Source organism: Desulfotignum balticum DSM 7044, assembly GCF_000421285.1.
Lineage (GTDB): Bacteria > Desulfobacterota > Desulfobacteria > Desulfobacterales > Desulfobacteraceae > Desulfotignum > Desulfotignum balticum.
This window is the reverse complement of sequence record NZ_ATWO01000001.1, coordinates 2,730,720-2,748,171: the sequence shown is the minus strand read 5'-3', so window position 1 is coordinate 2,748,171 and position 17,452 is coordinate 2,730,720. Positions and strand designations below refer to the sequence as shown.

General features: G+C 50.1%; 17 protein-coding genes. All 17 read left to right on the top strand.

The annotated features are described in order from the left end of the window. Positions 1-389: 389 nt before the first annotated feature. The 17 genes from K365_RS0113680 (at position 390) to rfbD (ending at position 17,424) form a co-directional block, all read left to right on the top strand. Complete coding sequence (locus K365_RS0113680; protein ID WP_024335022.1) at positions 390-1,127, top strand: class I SAM-dependent methyltransferase; 738 nt, start codon at positions 390-392, stop codon at positions 1,125-1,127. A gap of 182 nt (positions 1,128-1,309) precedes the next feature. Beyond that, positions 1,310-2,278 carry a glycosyltransferase family 2 protein gene (locus K365_RS0113675; RefSeq protein WP_051147852.1) on the top strand — a complete coding sequence of 323 codons (969 nt, stop codon included), beginning with the start codon at positions 1,310-1,312 and terminating at the stop codon, positions 2,276-2,278. A 1-nt stretch (position 2,279) separates the two neighbouring features. Beyond that, a complete protein-coding gene (locus K365_RS0113670; protein WP_024335020.1) occupies positions 2,280-3,185 on the top strand; it encodes a glycosyltransferase family 2 protein in 906 nt (301 codons plus the stop codon). Further along, the gene (locus K365_RS0113665; protein WP_024335019.1) at positions 3,178-4,038 is read left to right on the top strand and encodes an NAD-dependent epimerase/dehydratase family protein; all 861 of its coding nucleotides are present in this window, start codon (positions 3,178-3,180) and stop codon (positions 4,036-4,038) included. The genes K365_RS0113670 and K365_RS0113665 overlap by 8 nt, the downstream gene beginning before the upstream one ends. Next, positions 4,035-5,012, top strand: a complete 978-nt coding sequence (locus K365_RS0113660) for an MraY family glycosyltransferase (RefSeq protein ID WP_024335018.1) — start codon at positions 4,035-4,037, stop codon at positions 5,010-5,012. Before K365_RS0113665 ends, K365_RS0113660 begins: the two co-directional genes overlap by 4 nt. Beyond that, positions 5,002-6,894 carry a polysaccharide biosynthesis protein gene (locus tag K365_RS0113655; protein WP_024335017.1) on the top strand — a complete coding sequence of 631 codons (1,893 nt, stop codon included), beginning with the start codon at positions 5,002-5,004 and terminating at the stop codon, positions 6,892-6,894. Before K365_RS0113660 ends, K365_RS0113655 begins: the two co-directional genes overlap by 11 nt. Further along, on the top strand, positions 6,878-7,471 hold the full coding sequence (locus K365_RS0113650; protein ID WP_024335016.1) for a sugar transferase: 594 nt from the start codon (positions 6,878-6,880) through the stop codon (positions 7,469-7,471). The genes K365_RS0113655 and K365_RS0113650 overlap by 17 nt, the downstream gene beginning before the upstream one ends. Beyond that, complete coding sequence (locus tag K365_RS0113645) at positions 7,468-7,872, top strand: acyltransferase (protein ID WP_024335015.1); 405 nt, start codon at positions 7,468-7,470, stop codon at positions 7,870-7,872. Before K365_RS0113650 ends, K365_RS0113645 begins: the two co-directional genes overlap by 4 nt. A gap of 45 nt (positions 7,873-7,917) precedes the next feature. Further along, positions 7,918-9,213 (top strand): hypothetical protein, encoded by a 1,296-nt coding sequence (locus tag K365_RS0113640; protein ID WP_024335014.1) that lies wholly within the window; start codon positions 7,918-7,920, stop codon positions 9,211-9,213. Position 9,214: 1 nt separating this feature from the next. Continuing rightward, positions 9,215-10,405 (top strand): DegT/DnrJ/EryC1/StrS family aminotransferase, encoded by a 1,191-nt coding sequence (locus tag K365_RS0113635; RefSeq protein WP_024335013.1) that lies wholly within the window; start codon positions 9,215-9,217, stop codon positions 10,403-10,405. Positions 10,406-10,423: 18 nt separating this feature from the next. Further along, entirely contained in the window at positions 10,424-11,695 is a 1,272-nt protein-coding gene (locus K365_RS28285; RefSeq protein WP_024335012.1) for a lipopolysaccharide biosynthesis protein, read from the top strand. After that, positions 11,692-12,843, top strand: a complete 1,152-nt coding sequence (locus K365_RS0113625) for a glycosyltransferase family 4 protein (protein ID WP_024335011.1) — start codon at positions 11,692-11,694, stop codon at positions 12,841-12,843. The genes K365_RS28285 and K365_RS0113625 overlap by 4 nt, the downstream gene beginning before the upstream one ends. Next, positions 12,806-14,056, top strand: coding sequence for an O-antigen ligase family protein (locus K365_RS0113620; RefSeq protein ID WP_024335010.1), 1,251 nt, complete (start codon positions 12,806-12,808; stop codon positions 14,054-14,056). Before K365_RS0113625 ends, K365_RS0113620 begins: the two co-directional genes overlap by 38 nt. Continuing rightward, positions 14,053-15,117: a dTDP-glucose 4,6-dehydratase gene (rfbB, locus tag K365_RS0113615; RefSeq protein ID WP_029725317.1), complete on the top strand. Its 1,065-nt coding sequence runs from the start codon at positions 14,053-14,055 to the stop codon at positions 15,115-15,117. The genes K365_RS0113620 and rfbB overlap by 4 nt, the downstream gene beginning before the upstream one ends. 9 nt (positions 15,118-15,126) lie before the next feature. Continuing rightward, complete coding sequence (gene rfbA / locus K365_RS0113610; RefSeq protein WP_024335008.1) at positions 15,127-15,999, top strand: glucose-1-phosphate thymidylyltransferase RfbA; 873 nt, start codon at positions 15,127-15,129, stop codon at positions 15,997-15,999. 19 nt (positions 16,000-16,018) lie between these two features. After that, positions 16,019-16,567, top strand: a complete 549-nt coding sequence (gene rfbC, locus K365_RS0113605; protein WP_024335007.1) for a dTDP-4-dehydrorhamnose 3,5-epimerase — start codon at positions 16,019-16,021, stop codon at positions 16,565-16,567. Continuing rightward, positions 16,564-17,424, top strand: coding sequence for a dTDP-4-dehydrorhamnose reductase (gene rfbD, locus K365_RS0113600; RefSeq protein ID WP_024335006.1), 861 nt, complete (start codon positions 16,564-16,566; stop codon positions 17,422-17,424). The genes rfbC and rfbD overlap by 4 nt, the downstream gene beginning before the upstream one ends. The last annotated feature ends 28 nt before the right edge of the window (positions 17,425-17,452 follow it).

Below are 17,452 nucleotides of genomic sequence, written 5' to 3'. Positions count from 1 at the left end.
CGAAACGCCTTTCCAGTTTTGTGTTTTTGTTTTGGGCAAAATCATTATACACTTTACTGGCGGGCGTTTCGACCCTTTTTTGCTAATTTCTTTCACTTAAATCACGCTTTTTTTGGGGTTAAACCACAGCGAGTCAACCCCGAGAAAGGGATTGATGGGTATGATTTCTCCAGTAAGGACAGATTGAAGCTCGAGAATATTTTATGGTTGAAAATAGCAATATATGAGCGGGCTCGAACACTTTTTGAGGAGCGGCGGCAATCATTGGGTTAGCCACAGAGGATTTGGCCTTCACCACGGAGGTTAAGGAGGGTGGGTTTAACTACCGCTCGGTTTTAGGTGGGCAGTAAGTAATGATTAATTAATATCATTGGGTAGAGGAACGACTCATGTTGAAATATTTGTTAAAAAATAAGACGAAAAATGCCGGTCTTGGTCTTGACTTGAAGCCTGGTGATAAACATTATCGAGCTTATATCGGTCCCCCAAAGGATTATGATTTGGTTTCTGCTATGGTGTTCAACCTTGTCACGAGTCTTGGCCTACGCCAGCACCATCGGGTTATAGACATTGGATGTGGATCTCTTCGGGTAGGACGATTGTTGATTCCATATCTCAACCAAGGTAACTACTTTGGCGTAGAGCCAAATGAATGGCTGGTTAACGATGGAATTGAGAATGAAGTAGGAAAAGATTTAGTGAGAATTAAAAAACCTACGTTTTCATTTTGCGCCTCCATGGAGGAGTTCAAGGAACCGTTAAGTTTGGATTTCGCAATAGCGCAATCCATATTCAGTCACTGTGGAAAGGATTTAATAAAAGGCTGGCTCTCACAACTGTCTTTTCATTTAAAAGATGATGGTGCGCTTTTAGCTACGTTTTTAATTGATGATAAAGATTATGATGGGAAAGGTTGGGTATATCCAGGATGTGTGGCCTATCAGCCGGAAACAATGGAAGAAATTGCTTCTGCCGTTAATCTCGATTTTACACTTATAGACTGGTCTCATCCCCGCCAAACATGGGCGCTGTTTTCAAAAAAAAGTTATGATAAATCTTTGATTGATGGTGATTCAATCTCATGGAATAAATTTGTAGCCAAAGCAAAGGGGAATTTAAAGGTATAATTTCTGGTGCTCTATTAAGTATCCCCCTCCCCGTTCTGCCGGGATACTTACCAATGTTTGACATATAAGGGAATAAATGAATCGTTTTGGTTTGCCTGAAGATTATGCGGTTGCCCAAATTGAACTGGCCCGAATTTAAATAACCGAACATCAAACCCGGACAAGCAACCCAGCGGATTGAAATGTCTGTCAGTATTATCATTGTAAATTATAACAGCACCCGCCTGCTGATGAGATGCCTTGAGCACCTGTCCGCACAGACGGTTCTGCCGGATCAGGTTTTTGTGGTGGATAATGCCAGCAGCGACGGGTTCCATGACATGACAGGGTTTCCTTTAGATGTGACCGTGATACCCCAGTTGCAGAACATTGGCTTTGCCGGAGCCAATAATCGGGCACTGGCCCGGTGCACCACCCCGCTGGTGGTCCTGCTTAATCCGGATGCCTTTCCAGATCCGGACTGGCTGGAAAAAATGCTGGCAGCGGCATCTGCATATCCAGAATGTGCAATGTTCGGCAGCCGGCTGGTGTCATCTGATAATTCCCGGTTGCTTGATGGAGACGGAGATCAATACCATGTCAGCGGAATCGTCTGGCGGGCAGGGCATGGGTTTGAATTTAAAGCTGAACAATCCCCATGGGAGATCTTTTCCCCTTGTGCGGCTGCTGCCATGTATAAGGCAGATGTGCTGCATCAGGCCGGCGGGTTTGATGAGGAATTTTTCTGTTATCTGGAAGATGTGGATCTGGGGTTTCGTCTGCGCCTTTCAGGGCATCACTGCCTGCAGGTGCCGGATGCCGTTGTCCGGCATATGGGGTCAGCCACTTCCGGTGGACAGCAAAGTGATTTCGCTGTTTATCACGGGCACCGCAATCTTGTCTGGACATTTGTTAAAAATATGCCCGGCGCTCTTTTTTGGATTTTTTTGCCGCTTCATGTGATGGCAAATCTGGCGGCTGTTTTCTGGTATTCAGGCAAAGGGCAGGCCCGGGTGATTTTAAAGGCCAAAAAAGACGCACTTTTAGGGCTGCCGCATATGTGGCAGAAGCGGAAAAACATTCAAAAGACAAAACAGATTTCACAAAAAGATATTTTCAGGGTTTTAGACCGCAGTGTAATCCCCTGGCCCAAAAAAAATGAGACAAAATAAAGTGACAGATATAGTTCCCATCTGTTCGGTTTTGATTGTCAATTATAATGGCGGAGAACTGGTTTTGGACAGTGTCAGAGCCGTCCTGATTTCCTCTGTCAGGGTACAGGTACTGGTGTGGGATAATGCATCTGCAGATGGCAGTCCTGATTCATTGGAAAAAGCATTTGCCGGTGAATCGCGCTTTGCGTTGTTCCGGTATTCAGAAAATATCGGTTTTGCCGCCGGTGTCAACCGATTGCTTGAAAAGGCAAAAGGAAAGTTTTTACTGCTGTTGAATCCGGACTGTGTGTTGAAAACCGATACCATTGAAACCGTTGCACAGGTGCTGGATGAAAATCCGGATGCCGGCATGGCCGGGTGCCTGCTGCGCAACCCAGACGGCAGTGAGCAGGCCGGATGCCGGCGGCAGGTGCCTACGCCCTGGCGTTCTCTGGTGCGGGTCTTGCATTTGGACAAGGTGTTTCCCGGTCATCCCCGGTTTCAAAGTATTTCCCTGAATTCCACCCCGCTGCCGGACAACCCGGTTGAGGCGGAGGCGATCTCCGGGGCGTTCATGCTGGTCACCCGAAAGGCGCTGGAGGATGTAGGCCCCCTGGATGATCATTATTTCATGCATTGCGAGGACCTGGACTGGTGCATGCGGTTCCGTCAAAAAGGCTGGCAGATCCTGTTTGTTCCGGATGCATCGGCCATTCATCACCAGGGCCATTGCAGCATTTCCCGGCCCATTGCGGTGGAGTTATATAAACACAAAGGGATGCTGCGGTTTTACGACAAATTTTTCCGGCATCAATATCCGGGGCTGCTGATGTGGCTGGTAAAAGCCAGTGTATGGCTCCGCTTTGGCCTGGTAACGCTGTATCACTGGGCCGGTAATCGATTGCGGGGGTCAGGCCATGCATAACCCTCATATCGGTGTTTTGGGTGCTTCGGGACTGGTCGGGTCTTTTTTAATCCCTCTGCTGGCCGGGAAGGGCTGCAGGGTCACGGCATTTTCCCGGCAAAGAATCAATTGGGGTCAAGATAATATGCAATGGCAGCCTTTGTCTGTCGATGCGCCGGCAACAGAAACCATCACCCTTTGGATCAGTCTGTTTCCCATCTGGGTGCTGCCGGAATATGGTGGCTGGCTGGCAGAGCGCGGCGCAAAACGCCTGGTGGCACTTTCTTCCACCAGCTGTCTTGTCAAAGACCGTTCTGAAGATCTTTATGAGCGCGGAGTGGCCCGAAAACTGGCGGGCGGCGAGTCGTTTCTGCGCACCTGGGGAGCGGCCAGGGGTGTGGACTGGATCATTTTGCGGCCGACGTTGATCTATGGCGATGGCAATGATAAAAACATTTCAGAAATTGCCGCCATCGTGAATCGGCTGGGATTCTTTCCGCTGCTGGGCAAAGCCTGTGGAAAGCGGCAGCCGGTGCATGCCCAGGATGTGGCTGCGGCCTGTCTGGCAGCCCTGGATGCCACGCATGTGGTGAACCGGGCCTATAACCTGGCCGGCGGAGAAACCCTGACCTATCGGGAAATGGTGGTCCGGGTGTTTGACGGCCTGGGCCGCAAGCCGATGCTGCCGTCTTTTCCCGGATGGATTTTTGTGCTGGCATTGAGCGGGTTGCGGGTGATTCCCCGGTACCGCCACTGGACCATGGCCATGGTTCAACGGATGAACCAGGACCTGGTGTTTGATTCTTCCGAGGCAGTGCATGATTTTGGTTATGCACCCCGTAAAAAATTTCTAATCAAGAGATACAGGAAATGATAGTTATCCTATTGTCGGGTTTTTTATTGGGCGTTGCCGGGTCCTGGCTGATGATGCGGTATGGTGAGCAGCTGGGCATAATGGACATTCCCAACGGCCGGAGTTCACATACCGAAGCCATCCCCAAAGGGGCGGGATTCGGTATTCTGGCGGCCCTGCTGCTTTCCAGTCTGATACTGAAGATTCCCTGGTTTGTGTGGCTTCCTTCAGCAGTGATATCTCTGGCTAGTTTCTGGGGAGCGGATAAACATATTCTGCCGGTCTCTATAAGGCTTTTGGTACATTTTGGGTGCGCTTTGTTTTTTCTGGTCTTTTTTCTGGCTTCAAAACAGGCGGGCATGGGCACCTATGTCATCTGGCTGCCGGCTGTGGTGTTTATTGCGGGAACGGCCAATTTTTTCAATTTCATGGACGGTATTGACGGCATTGCAGGTGTTACCGGGTTTCTGGCTTTTTTGCTGATGGCTTTTTATGCCCGGACTTCGGGCCTGGATCCGGCATACGCCTCATTGAGTCTGGTGATGGCTTTTTCATGCCTGGGGTTTTTGTGTTTCAATGTTCCGAAAGCCCGGGTGTTTCTAGGGGATGTGGGCAGCATCCTTTTGGGATTTTTGTTTGCCTGCCTGGTGATTGTGTTGTCTGAAAATGTCATGGATTTTCTGGTCATGGCCGGATTTCTGGCTCCGTTTTATATGGATGAGCTGTTCACCATGGTGGTGAGAATTCGGCACAAAGATTCTTTGATAAAGCCCCATCGCAAGCATATCTACCAGGTGCTGGCCAATGAGGCGGGCATGAATCATTTTAAAATCTCTCTGGGATACGGTCTGATGCAGCTGGCCATCGGGGTTTCAGCCATATCAATTCAGCCAAAAGGGATGGTTTTTCTTTTAGGAACCTATATGTTTTATGGATTGATTTTTGGGGTATTTTCATTTTTTGTCCGCAGGAAATTTTGTGCCAATGAAAACTAAAGTGACCAGAAACCTGCTTTTAATCCTGCTTCTGGATGCCCTGCTTTTGTTGGGATCGTTTTATCTGTCTCATTTGATCCGGTTTGATTTCAATCCGCCGGACTGGGCCATGGTGCGGTTTCGGCAGTTTCTGCCTGTGGTGGTGGTTCTCAAGCTGGTTTGTTTTTATTTGCTGGGGCTGTATAAAGGCATGTGGCGGTATACCGGCATGGCTGATTTGATCAATGTTATCAAGGCCGCCACGGTCGCCTCTTTGGTGCTGATCGCATTTGTGCTTTACAGGACACGGTTTGACATGGTCTCCCGGTCTGTTTTTGTCATTGACTGGGGCCTGACCCTCATGCTGATCATCGGGGTAAGGGTCTTTATCCGGTTGTGTTTTGAAAATTTCACCCAGGATTTCCGGATTTCGGATTTGCGGCAGATCATTTCATCGATATTTGGGAAAAAAAATAAAAAAGGCCGGGCCATGCTGATCATCGGGGCCGGGGACTGCGGGGAGAAAATCTGCCGGCAGTTCCGGGAAAACCCGTCGGTCCAGTCCCATGTGGCCGGATTTCTGGATGATGACAAATCCAAGACCGGCCGGCGAATCCATGGAGTGCCGGTCCTGGGAACCATTGATGACATTGAAACCATTGCCCCGGGAATGGGAATCGAGGATGTGATCATCGCCATTCCTTCAGCTGGCTCCGGGCGCATGAGACAGATTGTGGATCTGTGCAAAAAAGCGGATGTTAATTTCAAGATCATTCCGGACATGGGGGAATTGATCGACGGTAGAATCGATATCAGTGCCATCCGGAATGTGGAATACCGGGACCTTTTAGGACGGGAGCCCGTGCAGCTGGACAAGGAAAAGATCGGAAAATATCTGAATCAGCGGACCGTGCTGGTGACCGGGGCAGGGGGCTCCATCGGCACCGGGCTGTGCCGTCAGATCTGCCGGTTCTCACCCAAAAAGATCATCCTGCTGGAAAGAGCGGAAAGCCCGTTATATGAAATCGATCTGGAGTTGAAAAAGAATTTTACCCGGGTCGAGGTGGTGCCGATGCTGGCAGATATTCAGGATAAAATGGAACTGGCCGCTGTTTTTTCCCGGTTTCAACCGGAGATCGTGTTTCATGCGGCTGCGTACAAACATGTGCCCATGCTGGAAAACCACCCCTGGAAAGCCGTGGAAAACAATATTTTCGGCACACGGAACCTGGTGGCAGCGGCCCGGGACTCCGGGTGCAAGCGGTTTGTGTTCGTGTCAACGGACAAGGCCGTAAACCCGACCAATGTCATGGGGACCAGCAAACGGATCTGTGAACTGCTGGTTCAAAAGGAAAATATTCTGGCGGATGCCGGGACCCGTTTTATGACAGTGCGGTTCGGTAACGTGATCGGCAGTGTGGGCAGTGTGATTCCGCTGTTTAAAAAACAGATTCAGGAAGGCGGGCCCGTGACCGTCACCCATCCGGACATGATCCGGTATTTCATGTTGATTCCTGAAGCCTGCCAGCTGATTCTCCAGGCCGGGGCCATGGGAAAAGGCGGAGAGATTTTTATTCTGGAAATGGGCGAGCCCGTGAAGATCGATCAGATGGCCCGGGACCTGATCCGGTTTTCAGGATTTGAACCGGAAGCGGATATCAAAATTGTCTACACCGGGCTGCGGCCGGGGGAAAAATTATATGAAGAACTGATGACGGATTTGGAAGGAGTGATTCCCACAAATCATCAAAAAATCCGGGTCTTAAACAGCCACACCGGTGATGTCAGCCTTCTGAATTCCCGGTTGCAGGAATTGAAGATAGCGGCTGAGAACAGAGATCCGGACCAGATCAGAAAAGTGCTGCACCAGATTGTACCGGAATACCATGAAACGACTGTTTGATTTTTCAGTTTCCCTGGTGCTGATGGCAGCCCTGCTGCCGGTGTTTGCGATCACAGCGTTGCTGGTAAGGTTGAACCTGGGAACCCCGGTTTTATTTAAACAGATTCGGCCGGGATTAAACGGCCGGCCGTTTGAAATATACAAGTTCCGGTCCCTGACCCATGAGACGGATGCGACCGGCCGGCTTTTGCCGGATACTGAACGGTTTACCCGGTTCAGTGCTTTGCTTCGCAGTTCCAGCCTGGATGAACTGCCGGAACTGATCAATGTGTTGAAAGGGGACATGAGCCTGGTGGGCCCCCGGCCCCTGTTGATGCAGTATCTGGACCGGTATGACCGTGAACAGGCCCGGCGGCACGATGTCCGGCCAGGCATCACCGGATGGGCCCAGGTGAACGGGCGCAATGCCATCTCCTGGGAAGAAAAATTCAAACTGGATGTGTGGTATGTGGATCATCATACGTTTTTGCTGGACATAAAGATTTTGCTTTTGACCCTGATCCAGGTGTTTAAACGGCACGGGATCCAGGAGACAGGCCATGTGACGGCCAGAGAATTTTTGGGGAACAAAAAATGACAGACAGGTTTAAAAACTGGGAATATCCGGAAGTAATTGATGGACAGCCCACAAAATACCACTGGATTGTGCAGGGCGTGGGCGGGTTCTCCCTGGGATATAAAACCGATATCGGAGCTTTCACCTATATCAATGCCAGCGAAGGCGTGGTGATTCAAGATTTTGTTCAACTGGGCTCCCATTGCTCAGTGTATTCATCCTCCACCATTGATGGGAAAAAAGGGTGTGTCACATTAAAGAAAAACTGCCGCATCGGTACCCACAGCACTGTCATGCCGGGAGTGACCATTGGTGAAAACACCATCATCGGTGCCCACAGCTTTGTGAACAAAGATATTCCGGACAATGTGCTGGCATATGGCAGCCCGATTAAAATAATTAAATCTTTGGACAGTGAATGAATGCGCCTGTCACCTGCCAGGCCATGAACACAAAGGAAAAATGAAATGACCGGCCGCTGGGTCAGAAAATTGAATGAATCCGATATTTGCCTGTTTGGGTTTTTTTTCATCATTTTCTGTTTTTACCTGGGTTTGATCCAACTGGTCCTGCTGCCTTTTGTGTTCCCGGCATTCCATGAGACGTCAGGCATTATGAAAGGGGCCAGTGATACACTGTATTTTCACGGATTGGCGCTGGATCTTTTAGAAAAGATGAACATTCATGGATGGGATGCCTGGCAGATCAACTACAAGGGACAGTCTCCTGCAGGCATTGCTGCGGCTTTTTATTATATTTTTACCCCCCGCCCCTTTGTGTTGATTCCGTTTACTGCATTTGCGCATTCACTGTCCGGTGTGATGCTGCTGAAAACAATGCGGCTGATTTTTTGTGATTCCCGGCTCTTTTTTTTTGCTGTTCTTCCTTTTCTGCTTATGCCGTCCACCACGGTCTGGCTGGTCAATTTTCACCGGGATCCTTATTTTATTCTGGGCTTTTTTATGGTCATTTATGCCCACACCCTTCTTTTTTCAGATTCAGGCCGGTTTTCAAAAAAGGGAGAGTGCCTTTTGTGGTTTGCCGTCGGCGGGTTTCTGGTGTGGCTGGCAAGGCCGTATGCCCTGGATATTATTGCTGTGCTGTCGGTGGTCAGTCTTCTGTGCCTTGGATTCCGCATACGCAATTCATGGGTGCCCAAGATGGTGATATCCATTTTCATTTCAGTGATTCTGCTTTTTCTGGTGATGGGGTCAGAAGTGAAAAGAATCAAGATGGCTGATCCGCCAAGGCCGGGGATAACCGGGATGATTCAAGGGATGGTGGAAAAAAAATTCACCGCGTTTGCAAAAGACAGAGACCGGTTCAATCGCCTGACTGAAGCCACGGGCAGCAGTCTTGACACAGATCTTGGATTTTTTTCGCTTTCAGATGTCATGGCCTATGTGCCACGGGCATTGCAGATTGCTTTATTTGCACCTTTTCCCGGAACCTGGTTTGAAAAGGATGCTTCCATTTTCAAGCGGGGTGCAGCAATGGAGATGATTTTGTTTTATATCGCGTATGGTTCATTTTTTTTGATGTGTATCAGAAAAAAGCTGACGATTACAGTTGTTCCAGCGTTAATTTTTGCATTGGGACTGGTTCTGTTTCAAGGGCTTGTCGTCAGTAATGTCGGCGCATTATATCGGATGCGTTACGGAGCTATCATGATATTTGTGACACTCCCGCTGGCATATTTGTGTTCGGAACCTGTCAAAGCCGGGGCCAAACCGGTTAAAATTATTAAATCCTTGGAGAAATAAGATGGAGTTTGCACTATGGCCGTTCTTTTCGGATGACGAGATACAAGCTGTTGTCAATGTGCTCAGATCCGGAAAAATAAACCAATGGACAGGTAATGAAGTTGCGGCGTTTGAAAAGGAATTTGCCGGATACGTCGGCACTGACCATGCCGTGGCCCTTGCCAACGGCAGTCTTGCGCTGGACATGGCCTTGGCGTGTCTGGACATCGGCAAAGGGGACGAGGTGATCGTTACTCCCCGGTCCTTTGTCGCTTCCGCCGGTTGTGTGGCATTGCATGGGGCGGTACCCGTGTTTGTGGATGTGGATCAGGACAGCCAGAACATTACCCTGGAAACCATTTCAAAAGCCGTGACGTCAAAAACAAAGGCCGTGATTGCGGTGAATCTGGCCGGGTGGCCCTGTGATCTGGCATCCATCAAATCTTTTTGTGAGAAGCATCATCTATTTTTGATCGAGGACTGTGCCCAGGCCCATGGAGCTGCTTTTAAAGGGAAAAAAGCCGGCAGTTTCGGGGATTGTGCCATTTTTTCCTTTTGCCAGGATAAAATCATGACCACCGGCGGAGAAGGCGGCATGCTGGTGACAAACAATACGGATCTCTGGCAAAAGGTCTGGAGCTTCAAGGATCATGGCAAAGATTATTCCAAGGCGTTCTGCCAGGAGCATGAACCCGGATTCAGGTGGCTGGTGGACAGCTTGGGCACCAACTGCCGGATGACGGAAATGCAGGCGGCCATCGGCCGGGTAATGCTTAAAAAACTGGATGGATGGGTGGAACAAAGACGGTCAAATGCAGACCGGCTGGCCCGGGAATTTGAAAACATTCCCGGATTGCGGATCACCGTGCCCGGGCCGGAGATCTATCATTCCTATTACAAGTATTATGTGTTCATCAAACCGGATGACCTGAAGGATTCATGGAACCGGGATACTGTGCTTGCTGCATTGAACAGCGCAGGAGTTCCGTGCAATACCGGAAGCTGCCCGGAAATATATCTGGAAAATGCGTTTAAAACAGGTGCATTCCGGCTGCATGGGGCTGTTACAGATAACAAAAACATGTATTTGCCCGTGGCACGACAGCTGGGGGAAACATCGCTCATGTTCATGGTGCACCCCACGTTGACATCCGAATCCATTGAATATGTGATAGACCAGGTAAGACAGGTCATGAAAAAGGCCGTGAGATAAGGCTGGAATGATCTTTATATGAACAGCATGCGGGCTTGGGCAGGCGAGGCATTCTGGGTTGGATTCGGTTTGATCACATCTGTTTTTGCCCTGCTGGCCGGGACCCGGTTTTTAACCCACCTGCTTTCCACGGAACAATATGGCCGTCTGGCCCTGGCAGTCAGCCTCTCAACACTGGCCGTCCAGGTTTTCGGGGAACCCGTCGGCAAAACAGCGGTCCGGTTTTATTCCCAGTGGTGTGAGGCTGGGAAACCGGCCGGGTTTGTGCAGAGCCTGGCAAAATCGTTGTCAAAGGCAGCCGGGTGTATTGTATTGTTCTGTGCAGTTGCCTGGGTCGCAGGTGTATATAACAAAAGCGTCCCGGGCGGTTATTTTATTGTGATGACCGGTATTTTCGCCATTCTTCTGGTGTTCAACCGGGTGGGCCTGGCCCTGGAGGATGCGGCACGCAGGCGGCGGTTCCGGGGGATTGTCCAGGGGGGATTTGAGGTGATGCGGTTTGGTTTTGCCGTGGGCCTCATTCTTGTTTTTGTCCTGCCGGATGCAGAAACGGTTTTGAGCGGGTTTGTGCTGGCCGGTGTTCTGGTCGTGCTCACCCATGGTGTGTTTTTATATGTGAATCTGGCCCGAAAGCTTCCCCGGGGGCATAAAAAAACGGCGGCAGTGATGAATATGGAGGCCCTGCGGACCTTTCAGACGCCGTTGATTATAAGCAATGCCTGTATCTGGCTGGTGATGATGGCCGAGCGATGGGCGTTACAGTATTTTGGCACCCCGGAGGAGGTGGGCGGGTATGCCGCGGTTTATCAACTGGCATTCATACCCATGCTGTTTGTCAGCAATTTTTTGATTCTGCTTATTGAACCGATCCTTTACCAGGTAATTGCACAGGAAGGAAAAACCGCATCGTTTGATCAGACCCGCCGGATAAACAATTACGCCGTCTTCGGCATTTTATCCTTTTCTTTTGTGTTGTTTCTGGTGCTTCTCTTTGCCTACCCAATGGTTGGAAACCTGTTGCTGGGTGCTCAGTTTCGTCCCTACAGCTGGCTGTTTCCATGGTTACTGCTGGCAGGCGGCTGTTTTGCCGCAACCGGACAGCTGCTGTTAAAATTGAACCTGGAACTGCGGACTGATCGGTTGGCGGTTTTATGGGCGGGAGTGGCGGTTGTTGCCGTCACAGGCTATATGATCGGCGCTTGTTTCTGGCAGTTGAAAGGCATATTGACCGCCATTGTTGCCGTCAATTTTCTGCTGTTAATCTTTTCATTGGTGTTTGTAAGAAAATGAAGATTTTACATCTTGTTAAGACCACCCGGGGGGCCACATGGGCGCTGCGCCAGATGAGAGAACTGGTGAAGCTCGATGTGGAAGTGCATGTCGTACTGCCGTCCTGTTCCGGCAATGCAGCTGATTATACTGACGCAGGCATCACCGTGCATCCCGTTGATCTGGATCTTTCTTTGAAATCGGTGGTGACCCTGCCGCGTCAAATTCATGGGTTTAACACGGTCTTGAAAAAAATCCGGCCGGACCTGGTGCATTCCCATTTTTATTCAACCACCCTTCTGATGCGCCTGGCAATGCGTCACAGTCATACACCTAAGCTTTTTCAGGTCCCTGGACCGCTGCATCTGGAACATGGGTTTTTTAGGACCGTGGAAATGGGCCTGGCAGATAAAAATGATTTCTGGATTGCTTCGTGTGAATGGACCCAAAAAAAATACCGGTCTTTGCTTGCAGACAAAAAAAAGGTGTTTTTGTCCTACTATGGCACGGATGTGGATACGTTTCAAAAAGGGGATAAAACATATCTTCACAAAGAACTGGGGATCTCACCTGAAACCCGGTTGATCGGCATGGTGGCCTATATGTATCCCCCCAAGCAGTACCTGGGACAGAAAAGAGGGCTTAAAGGGCATGAAGACCTGATCGACGCAGTTGCCCTGGTGGCGGAGCGAAATTATGATGTGAATTTGGTTTTTGTCGGCGGTGCCTGGGCAGGGGCTGTGGATTATGAAAAAAAAGTCATTGAATATGGGAAACAAAAACTGGGCGACCAGGTATTTTTTCTGGGGACCCGTATGGATGTGGCCCGCCTGTATTCCGGTTTTGACATGGCGGTCCATCCCTCCCACTCGGAAAATGTGGGGGGAGCGGTGGAATCGCTGTTAATGAAAATCCCTACCATCACAACCGATGTCGGGGGGTTTCCGGATGTGATCAAACACCGGCGGACCGGGTTGCTGGCAAAGGCCGGTAATCCGAAGGATCTGGCAGAAAAAATAATATATTACCTGGATCATCCGGAGCAGGCTGAAGCACACAGCCAGAAGGGATATACGTATACAAGGCAGCTGTTTGATGTCAAAAGAACGGCACAAGAGATTAAAGGAATTTATGAAACCATACTTTCAACATCTGCATTCGGCAAATAAATATTTACTGGTGTTGTTCGGTTTTTGTATCCCGGTGTCTACGGCACTGACCAATGTCGTGCTGGGACTGGTGGTGCTGGTTTGGCTGCTGGACAACGGCGCGGACCGGTTTGCGCGATGGGGCAGGATACTGAAGTCAAACCCCGTGGCCATGATGGGTCTGGCTGTCTTTTTAATGCATGTGATCGGACTTTTCTATTCGGATGGTGACAAAGAAAAGATCATTGAAAGCCTTTCAGACGGGGCAAAGTTTCTGTTTATCGGCATGGTGATGGTTTATTTTACAGATAAAAAGTTTCATCCGGCATTTTTGTTATCCTTTATCTCTGCCATGGGTCTGATTCTTCTGCTGTCCAGCCTGTTATGGGTGGGGCTGTTGCCGGATTTTATTTCCGTGAAAGGGGATGCATCCAACTGCGTTGTTTTTCATGATCATATCAAACAGAATATTTTCATGGCCTTTGCCGCCTTTGTTGCAGCGATCAAGGCCCGAAATTCCGGGACAGGGCCGGTTTTAAAATGGCTGTGGGCCGGTTTCAGTCTGCTGGCGATGTTCAATGTGTTGTTCTTGGTGGGGGGGCGGACCGGGCATGTGATTTTGGTGGTGCTGGCATTGTATTATTTTCTGACCTGGGACCGATCCAAAAGTCTTATCGCCGGGGTTTTAATTGTTGTTCTGTTCGGCACTTTTGCCTGGTATAATCCATCAAATCTTCTTTTTGTAAGGGCTCAAGAGGTTATTGAAGAAGTAAGGAAGAGAGAATATGATAGTTATTCCTCTTCCGGTCTGCGGCTTGAATGGTTTTTTAACTCTTTGAACATCATTAAACAAAATCCGGTTGTCGGCTCAGGCACGGGTAGTTTTAAAACCATATATGACCGGTTTGTAGAAAAGACTGAGATGAAACCTACTGACAACCCTCATAATGAATATCTGATGACAGCGGTGCAGTTCGGCCTGGCAGGGCTGCTGGTACTGCTGGGATTCTTTGCCGTTCAGTGGCGGCAGACGGTTTTTTTTGAAGACCGCGGACAGAAGCTCATGGCCAGAGGGTTTGTGCTGTTGATGCTGATTGCCTGTATGACGGCATCGCCGCTGCAGGACAATGCGGAAGGATGGTTTTTTGTATTCATGAGCGGGCTGTTCTTTGCCGGGTGCCATACCAATGAAGCAGCATCAGCATCAGAGAAAGTAAAGGAACAACATATATGAAACATATTCTGGTCACCGGGGGTTCCGGGTTTATCGGAACCAATTTTATTCACTATGTGCGAACACACCGGCCGGACTGGCATGTGGTCAATCTGGATGCCCTGACCTATGCGGGTAATCCCGCCAATCACCGGCATCTGGAAAATGATCCGGGATATACCTTTATCCACGGCAGCATCTGTGATGCACCGCTGTTGAAACAAATGTTTGATACATACCAATTTGACGGGGTGTTTCATTTTGCGGCCGAATCCCATGTGGACCGTTCCATTGCCGGGCCGGAGGTGTTTGTGAACACCAACGTCACCGGCACGTTCCGGCTGCTGGAAGCCGGTCTGGCTCATGTCCGGAAACATCCGGATGCGGATTTCCGGTTTGTGCACGTGTCCACGGACGAGGTATATGGCAGTCTATACCCGGATGATCCCGCGTTTACCGAAACCACGCCCTATGATCCCTCCAGTCCTTATTCCGCATCCAAGGCGGCCTCAGACCATTTTGTCAAAGCCTGGTACAGGACATACGGCCTGCCCGTGGTGGTGACCAACTGTTCCAACAATTACGGGCCGTTTCAGTTTCCTGAAAAACTGATTCCTTTGATGATCCTCAATATTCTGGACAAAAAATCGCTGCCGGTTTACGGCAAAGGTATCAATGTGCGGGACTGGCTGTATGTGGCGGATCACTGTGACGCCCTGGTTCGGGCCTTTGAAAACGGGGAGAACGGAGAGACCTATAATATCGGCGGCGGTGAAGAGAAAACCAATCTGGAGGTGGTGGAAACCATCTGTGATCTCATGGATGACAAAACCGGGAATCCCGAGAGCAGCAGCCGGGAACGGATTACTTTTGTGACGGACCGGCCCGGCCATGATCTGCGGTATGCCATCAATCCGGACAAAGCGGTTGAAAAAATCGGTTACAAAGCGTCCCACACCTTTGAACAGGCCTTATCCGCCACCATTGACTGGTACCTGGTAAACATGGACTGGGTTCGTTCCGTGCAGACCGGGGCGTATCAGGAGTGGATTCGGTCCCATTATGAATCATCACCATCATAGAGGTTAGATATGAAAGGAATCGTTCTGGCCGGGGGATCCGGCACGCGGCTTTATCCGGTCACCCGGGTGGTCAGTAAGCAGTTGCTGCCTGTGTATGACAAACCCATGATTTTTTATCCTTTGTCCGTGCTCATGCTGGCAGGCATCCGTGACATTCTTATTATTTCCACCCCGAATGATCTGCCCCGGTTCAAGGAATTGCTGGAAGATGGGTCCCAGTGGGGGGTTCATTTTTCCTATCAGGTGCAGTCGGAACCCCGGGGCCTGGCCCAGGCGTTTGTGCTGGGTGAATCATTCATCGGATCAGACAATGTCTGTCTGATCCTGGGAGACAATCTGTTTCATGGATATGGGCTTTCCAGTCAGGTTCAGAAAGCGGCCGCCAGAGAAAAAGGCGCCACCGTGTTCGGGTATCCGGTCAATGATCCCAAGCGGTATGGGGTCATCTCTTTTGATGCAGACGGCAGGGCCATTGACATAGAGGAAAAACCGGAATGCCCGAAATCCAATTTTGCGGTTACAGGCCTGTATTTTTATGACAATGCCGTGATTGATATTGCCAAAGGCCTTTCCCCTTCTCCCAGAGGTGAGCTGGAAATCACGGATGTCAACCGGGCCTATTTGAAAAAAGGCGCCTTGCATGTAGCGCAGATGGGAAGAGGCATGGCCTGGCTGGATACCGGCACCCATCGGTCGCTTCTGGAAGCCTCTTTATTTATCGAAACCATTGAAAAGCGCCAGGGCCTCAAGGTAGCCTGCCTGGAGGAAGTCGCATATCGCATGGGATATATTGACCAGAATCAGGTGTTGGCCATGGCAGCGAACTACAATAAAACAGATTACGGCGTATATTTAAAAAATTTGTTCAAAAAAAATTGCTAATGAGGAAGTAAGCTGAATGATGCAAATAACAGACACAACGCTGGAAGATGTTAAAGTCTTACGGCCGAAGGTGTTCGGCGATGCCCGGGGATTTTTCATGGAAACATTCCGGGACAGCGAGTTCCGTGAAACAGTGGCGGATGTCACTTTTGTGCAGGACAACCACAGCCGGTCGGGCAACGGTGTGTTGAGGGGCCTGCATTACCAGATTCGTCAGCCTCAGGGAAAGCTGGTGCGGGTGATCTCAGGAGAGGTGTTTGATGTGGCCGTGGATATCCGGAAAAGTTCACCGGAATTCGGGCGGTGGGCCGGTGCGGTGCTGAGCGCTGAAAATAAAGACATGCTCTGGGTGCCGCCGGGATTTGCCCATGGGTTTTATGTCATGAGTGATTATGCAGAATTTGTGTACAAGTGTACGCAATATTATGCACCGGAACATGAACGGGTCATTCTGTGGAACGACCCGGCCATCGGAATAGACTGGCCTCTGTCCGGCCGGGGTCTGCCGTTGCTGTCGCCCAGGGATGAAGCCGGGGTATTGTTGAAGAATGCCGAGGTGTTTTCATGAAAGTACTGATCATCGGTGCAAAAGGGCAGCTGGGGTCGGAACTGATGAAAATCTGCCCTAAAAATTGCCGGGCTGTTGGCATGGATGTGCCTGAGATTGACATTACGGATCCGGCAAATCTGGATCAAGCGATGGCTGCGCATACGCCGGACTGGGTGATCAACTGCGCCGCCTATACCCAGGTGGACAGAGCGGAAACAGACGCGGACGCGGCCCATGCGGTCAACTGCACCGGGCCCGCCAACCTGGCACGGGCGGTCAAGGCGAATCAAGCCCGTCTGGTTCATATTTCAACGGATTTTGTATTCAGCGGGGACCAGAGCCGGCCTTATAAACCCGATGACAGACCGGATCCAAAATCGGTTTACGGCAAAACCAAACTGGCAGGGGAGCAGGCGGTTTCAGATATACTGGGCAACGAGGTATTGATTATCCGAACTGCCTGGCTGTATGCGGCCCATGGGAATAATTTTGTTAAAACCATGATCCGTCTGATGAAAGAAAAAGAAGTCTTGACCGTTGTGGATGACCAGGTGGGAACCCCCTGCTGGGCAAAAGGTCTGGCACAGGCGGTGTGGGCTGCGGTTGAAAAACGGCTCACCGGGGTTTTCCACTGGACCGATGCCGGTGTTGCATCCTGGTATGATTTTGCTGTGGCCATCCAGGAAGAGGCGCTGGCTGCCGGATTGCTTGACAGGACCATTCCGGTGCTGCCGATCCCCGGTCACCAGTACCCGACGCCGGCCCATCGGCCGGATTTCAGCGTTCTGGACAAAAGCGATCTGGTGGCTGCGATCGGGATTACGCCGGATCACTGGCGGCGACAGCTCCGGTGCATGCTCCAAGAATTACAATAAAAAATTTAAATACAAGGATTTTCTTCTT

Excerpts from the sequence above, each read along its gene's own strand:
- rfbA (WP_024335008.1), top strand. The coding sequence starts at position 15,127 with ATGAAAGGAATCGTTCTGGCCGGGGGATCCGGCACGCGGCTTTATCCG.
- K365_RS0113660 (WP_024335018.1), top strand. The coding sequence starts at position 4,035 with ATGATAGTTATCCTATTGTCGGGTTTTTTATTGGGCGTTGCCGGGTCC.
- K365_RS0113655 (WP_024335017.1), top strand. The coding sequence starts at position 5,002 with ATGAAAACTAAAGTGACCAGAAACCTGCTTTTAATCCTGCTTCTGGAT.
- rfbD (WP_024335006.1), top strand. The coding sequence starts at position 16,564 with ATGAAAGTACTGATCATCGGTGCAAAAGGGCAGCTGGGGTCGGAACTG.
- K365_RS0113640 (WP_024335014.1), top strand. The coding sequence starts at position 7,918 with ATGACCGGCCGCTGGGTCAGAAAATTGAATGAATCCGATATTTGCCTG.
- K365_RS0113665 (WP_024335019.1), top strand. The coding sequence starts at position 3,178 with ATGCATAACCCTCATATCGGTGTTTTGGGTGCTTCGGGACTGGTCGGG.
- rfbB (WP_029725317.1), top strand. The coding sequence starts at position 14,053 with ATGAAACATATTCTGGTCACCGGGGGTTCCGGGTTTATCGGAACCAAT.
- K365_RS0113645 (WP_024335015.1), top strand. The coding sequence starts at position 7,468 with ATGACAGACAGGTTTAAAAACTGGGAATATCCGGAAGTAATTGATGGA.
- K365_RS0113680 (WP_024335022.1), top strand. The coding sequence starts at position 390 with ATGTTGAAATATTTGTTAAAAAATAAGACGAAAAATGCCGGTCTTGGT.
- rfbC (WP_024335007.1), top strand. The coding sequence starts at position 16,019 with ATGCAAATAACAGACACAACGCTGGAAGATGTTAAAGTCTTACGGCCG.
- K365_RS0113675 (WP_051147852.1), top strand. The coding sequence starts at position 1,310 with ATGTCTGTCAGTATTATCATTGTAAATTATAACAGCACCCGCCTGCTG.
- K365_RS0113635 (WP_024335013.1), top strand. The coding sequence starts at position 9,215 with ATGGAGTTTGCACTATGGCCGTTCTTTTCGGATGACGAGATACAAGCT.
- K365_RS28285 (WP_024335012.1), top strand. The coding sequence starts at position 10,424 with ATGAACAGCATGCGGGCTTGGGCAGGCGAGGCATTCTGGGTTGGATTC.
- K365_RS0113620 (WP_024335010.1), top strand. The coding sequence starts at position 12,806 with ATGAAACCATACTTTCAACATCTGCATTCGGCAAATAAATATTTACTG.
- K365_RS0113650 (WP_024335016.1), top strand. The coding sequence starts at position 6,878 with ATGAAACGACTGTTTGATTTTTCAGTTTCCCTGGTGCTGATGGCAGCC.
- K365_RS0113625 (WP_024335011.1), top strand. The coding sequence starts at position 11,692 with ATGAAGATTTTACATCTTGTTAAGACCACCCGGGGGGCCACATGGGCG.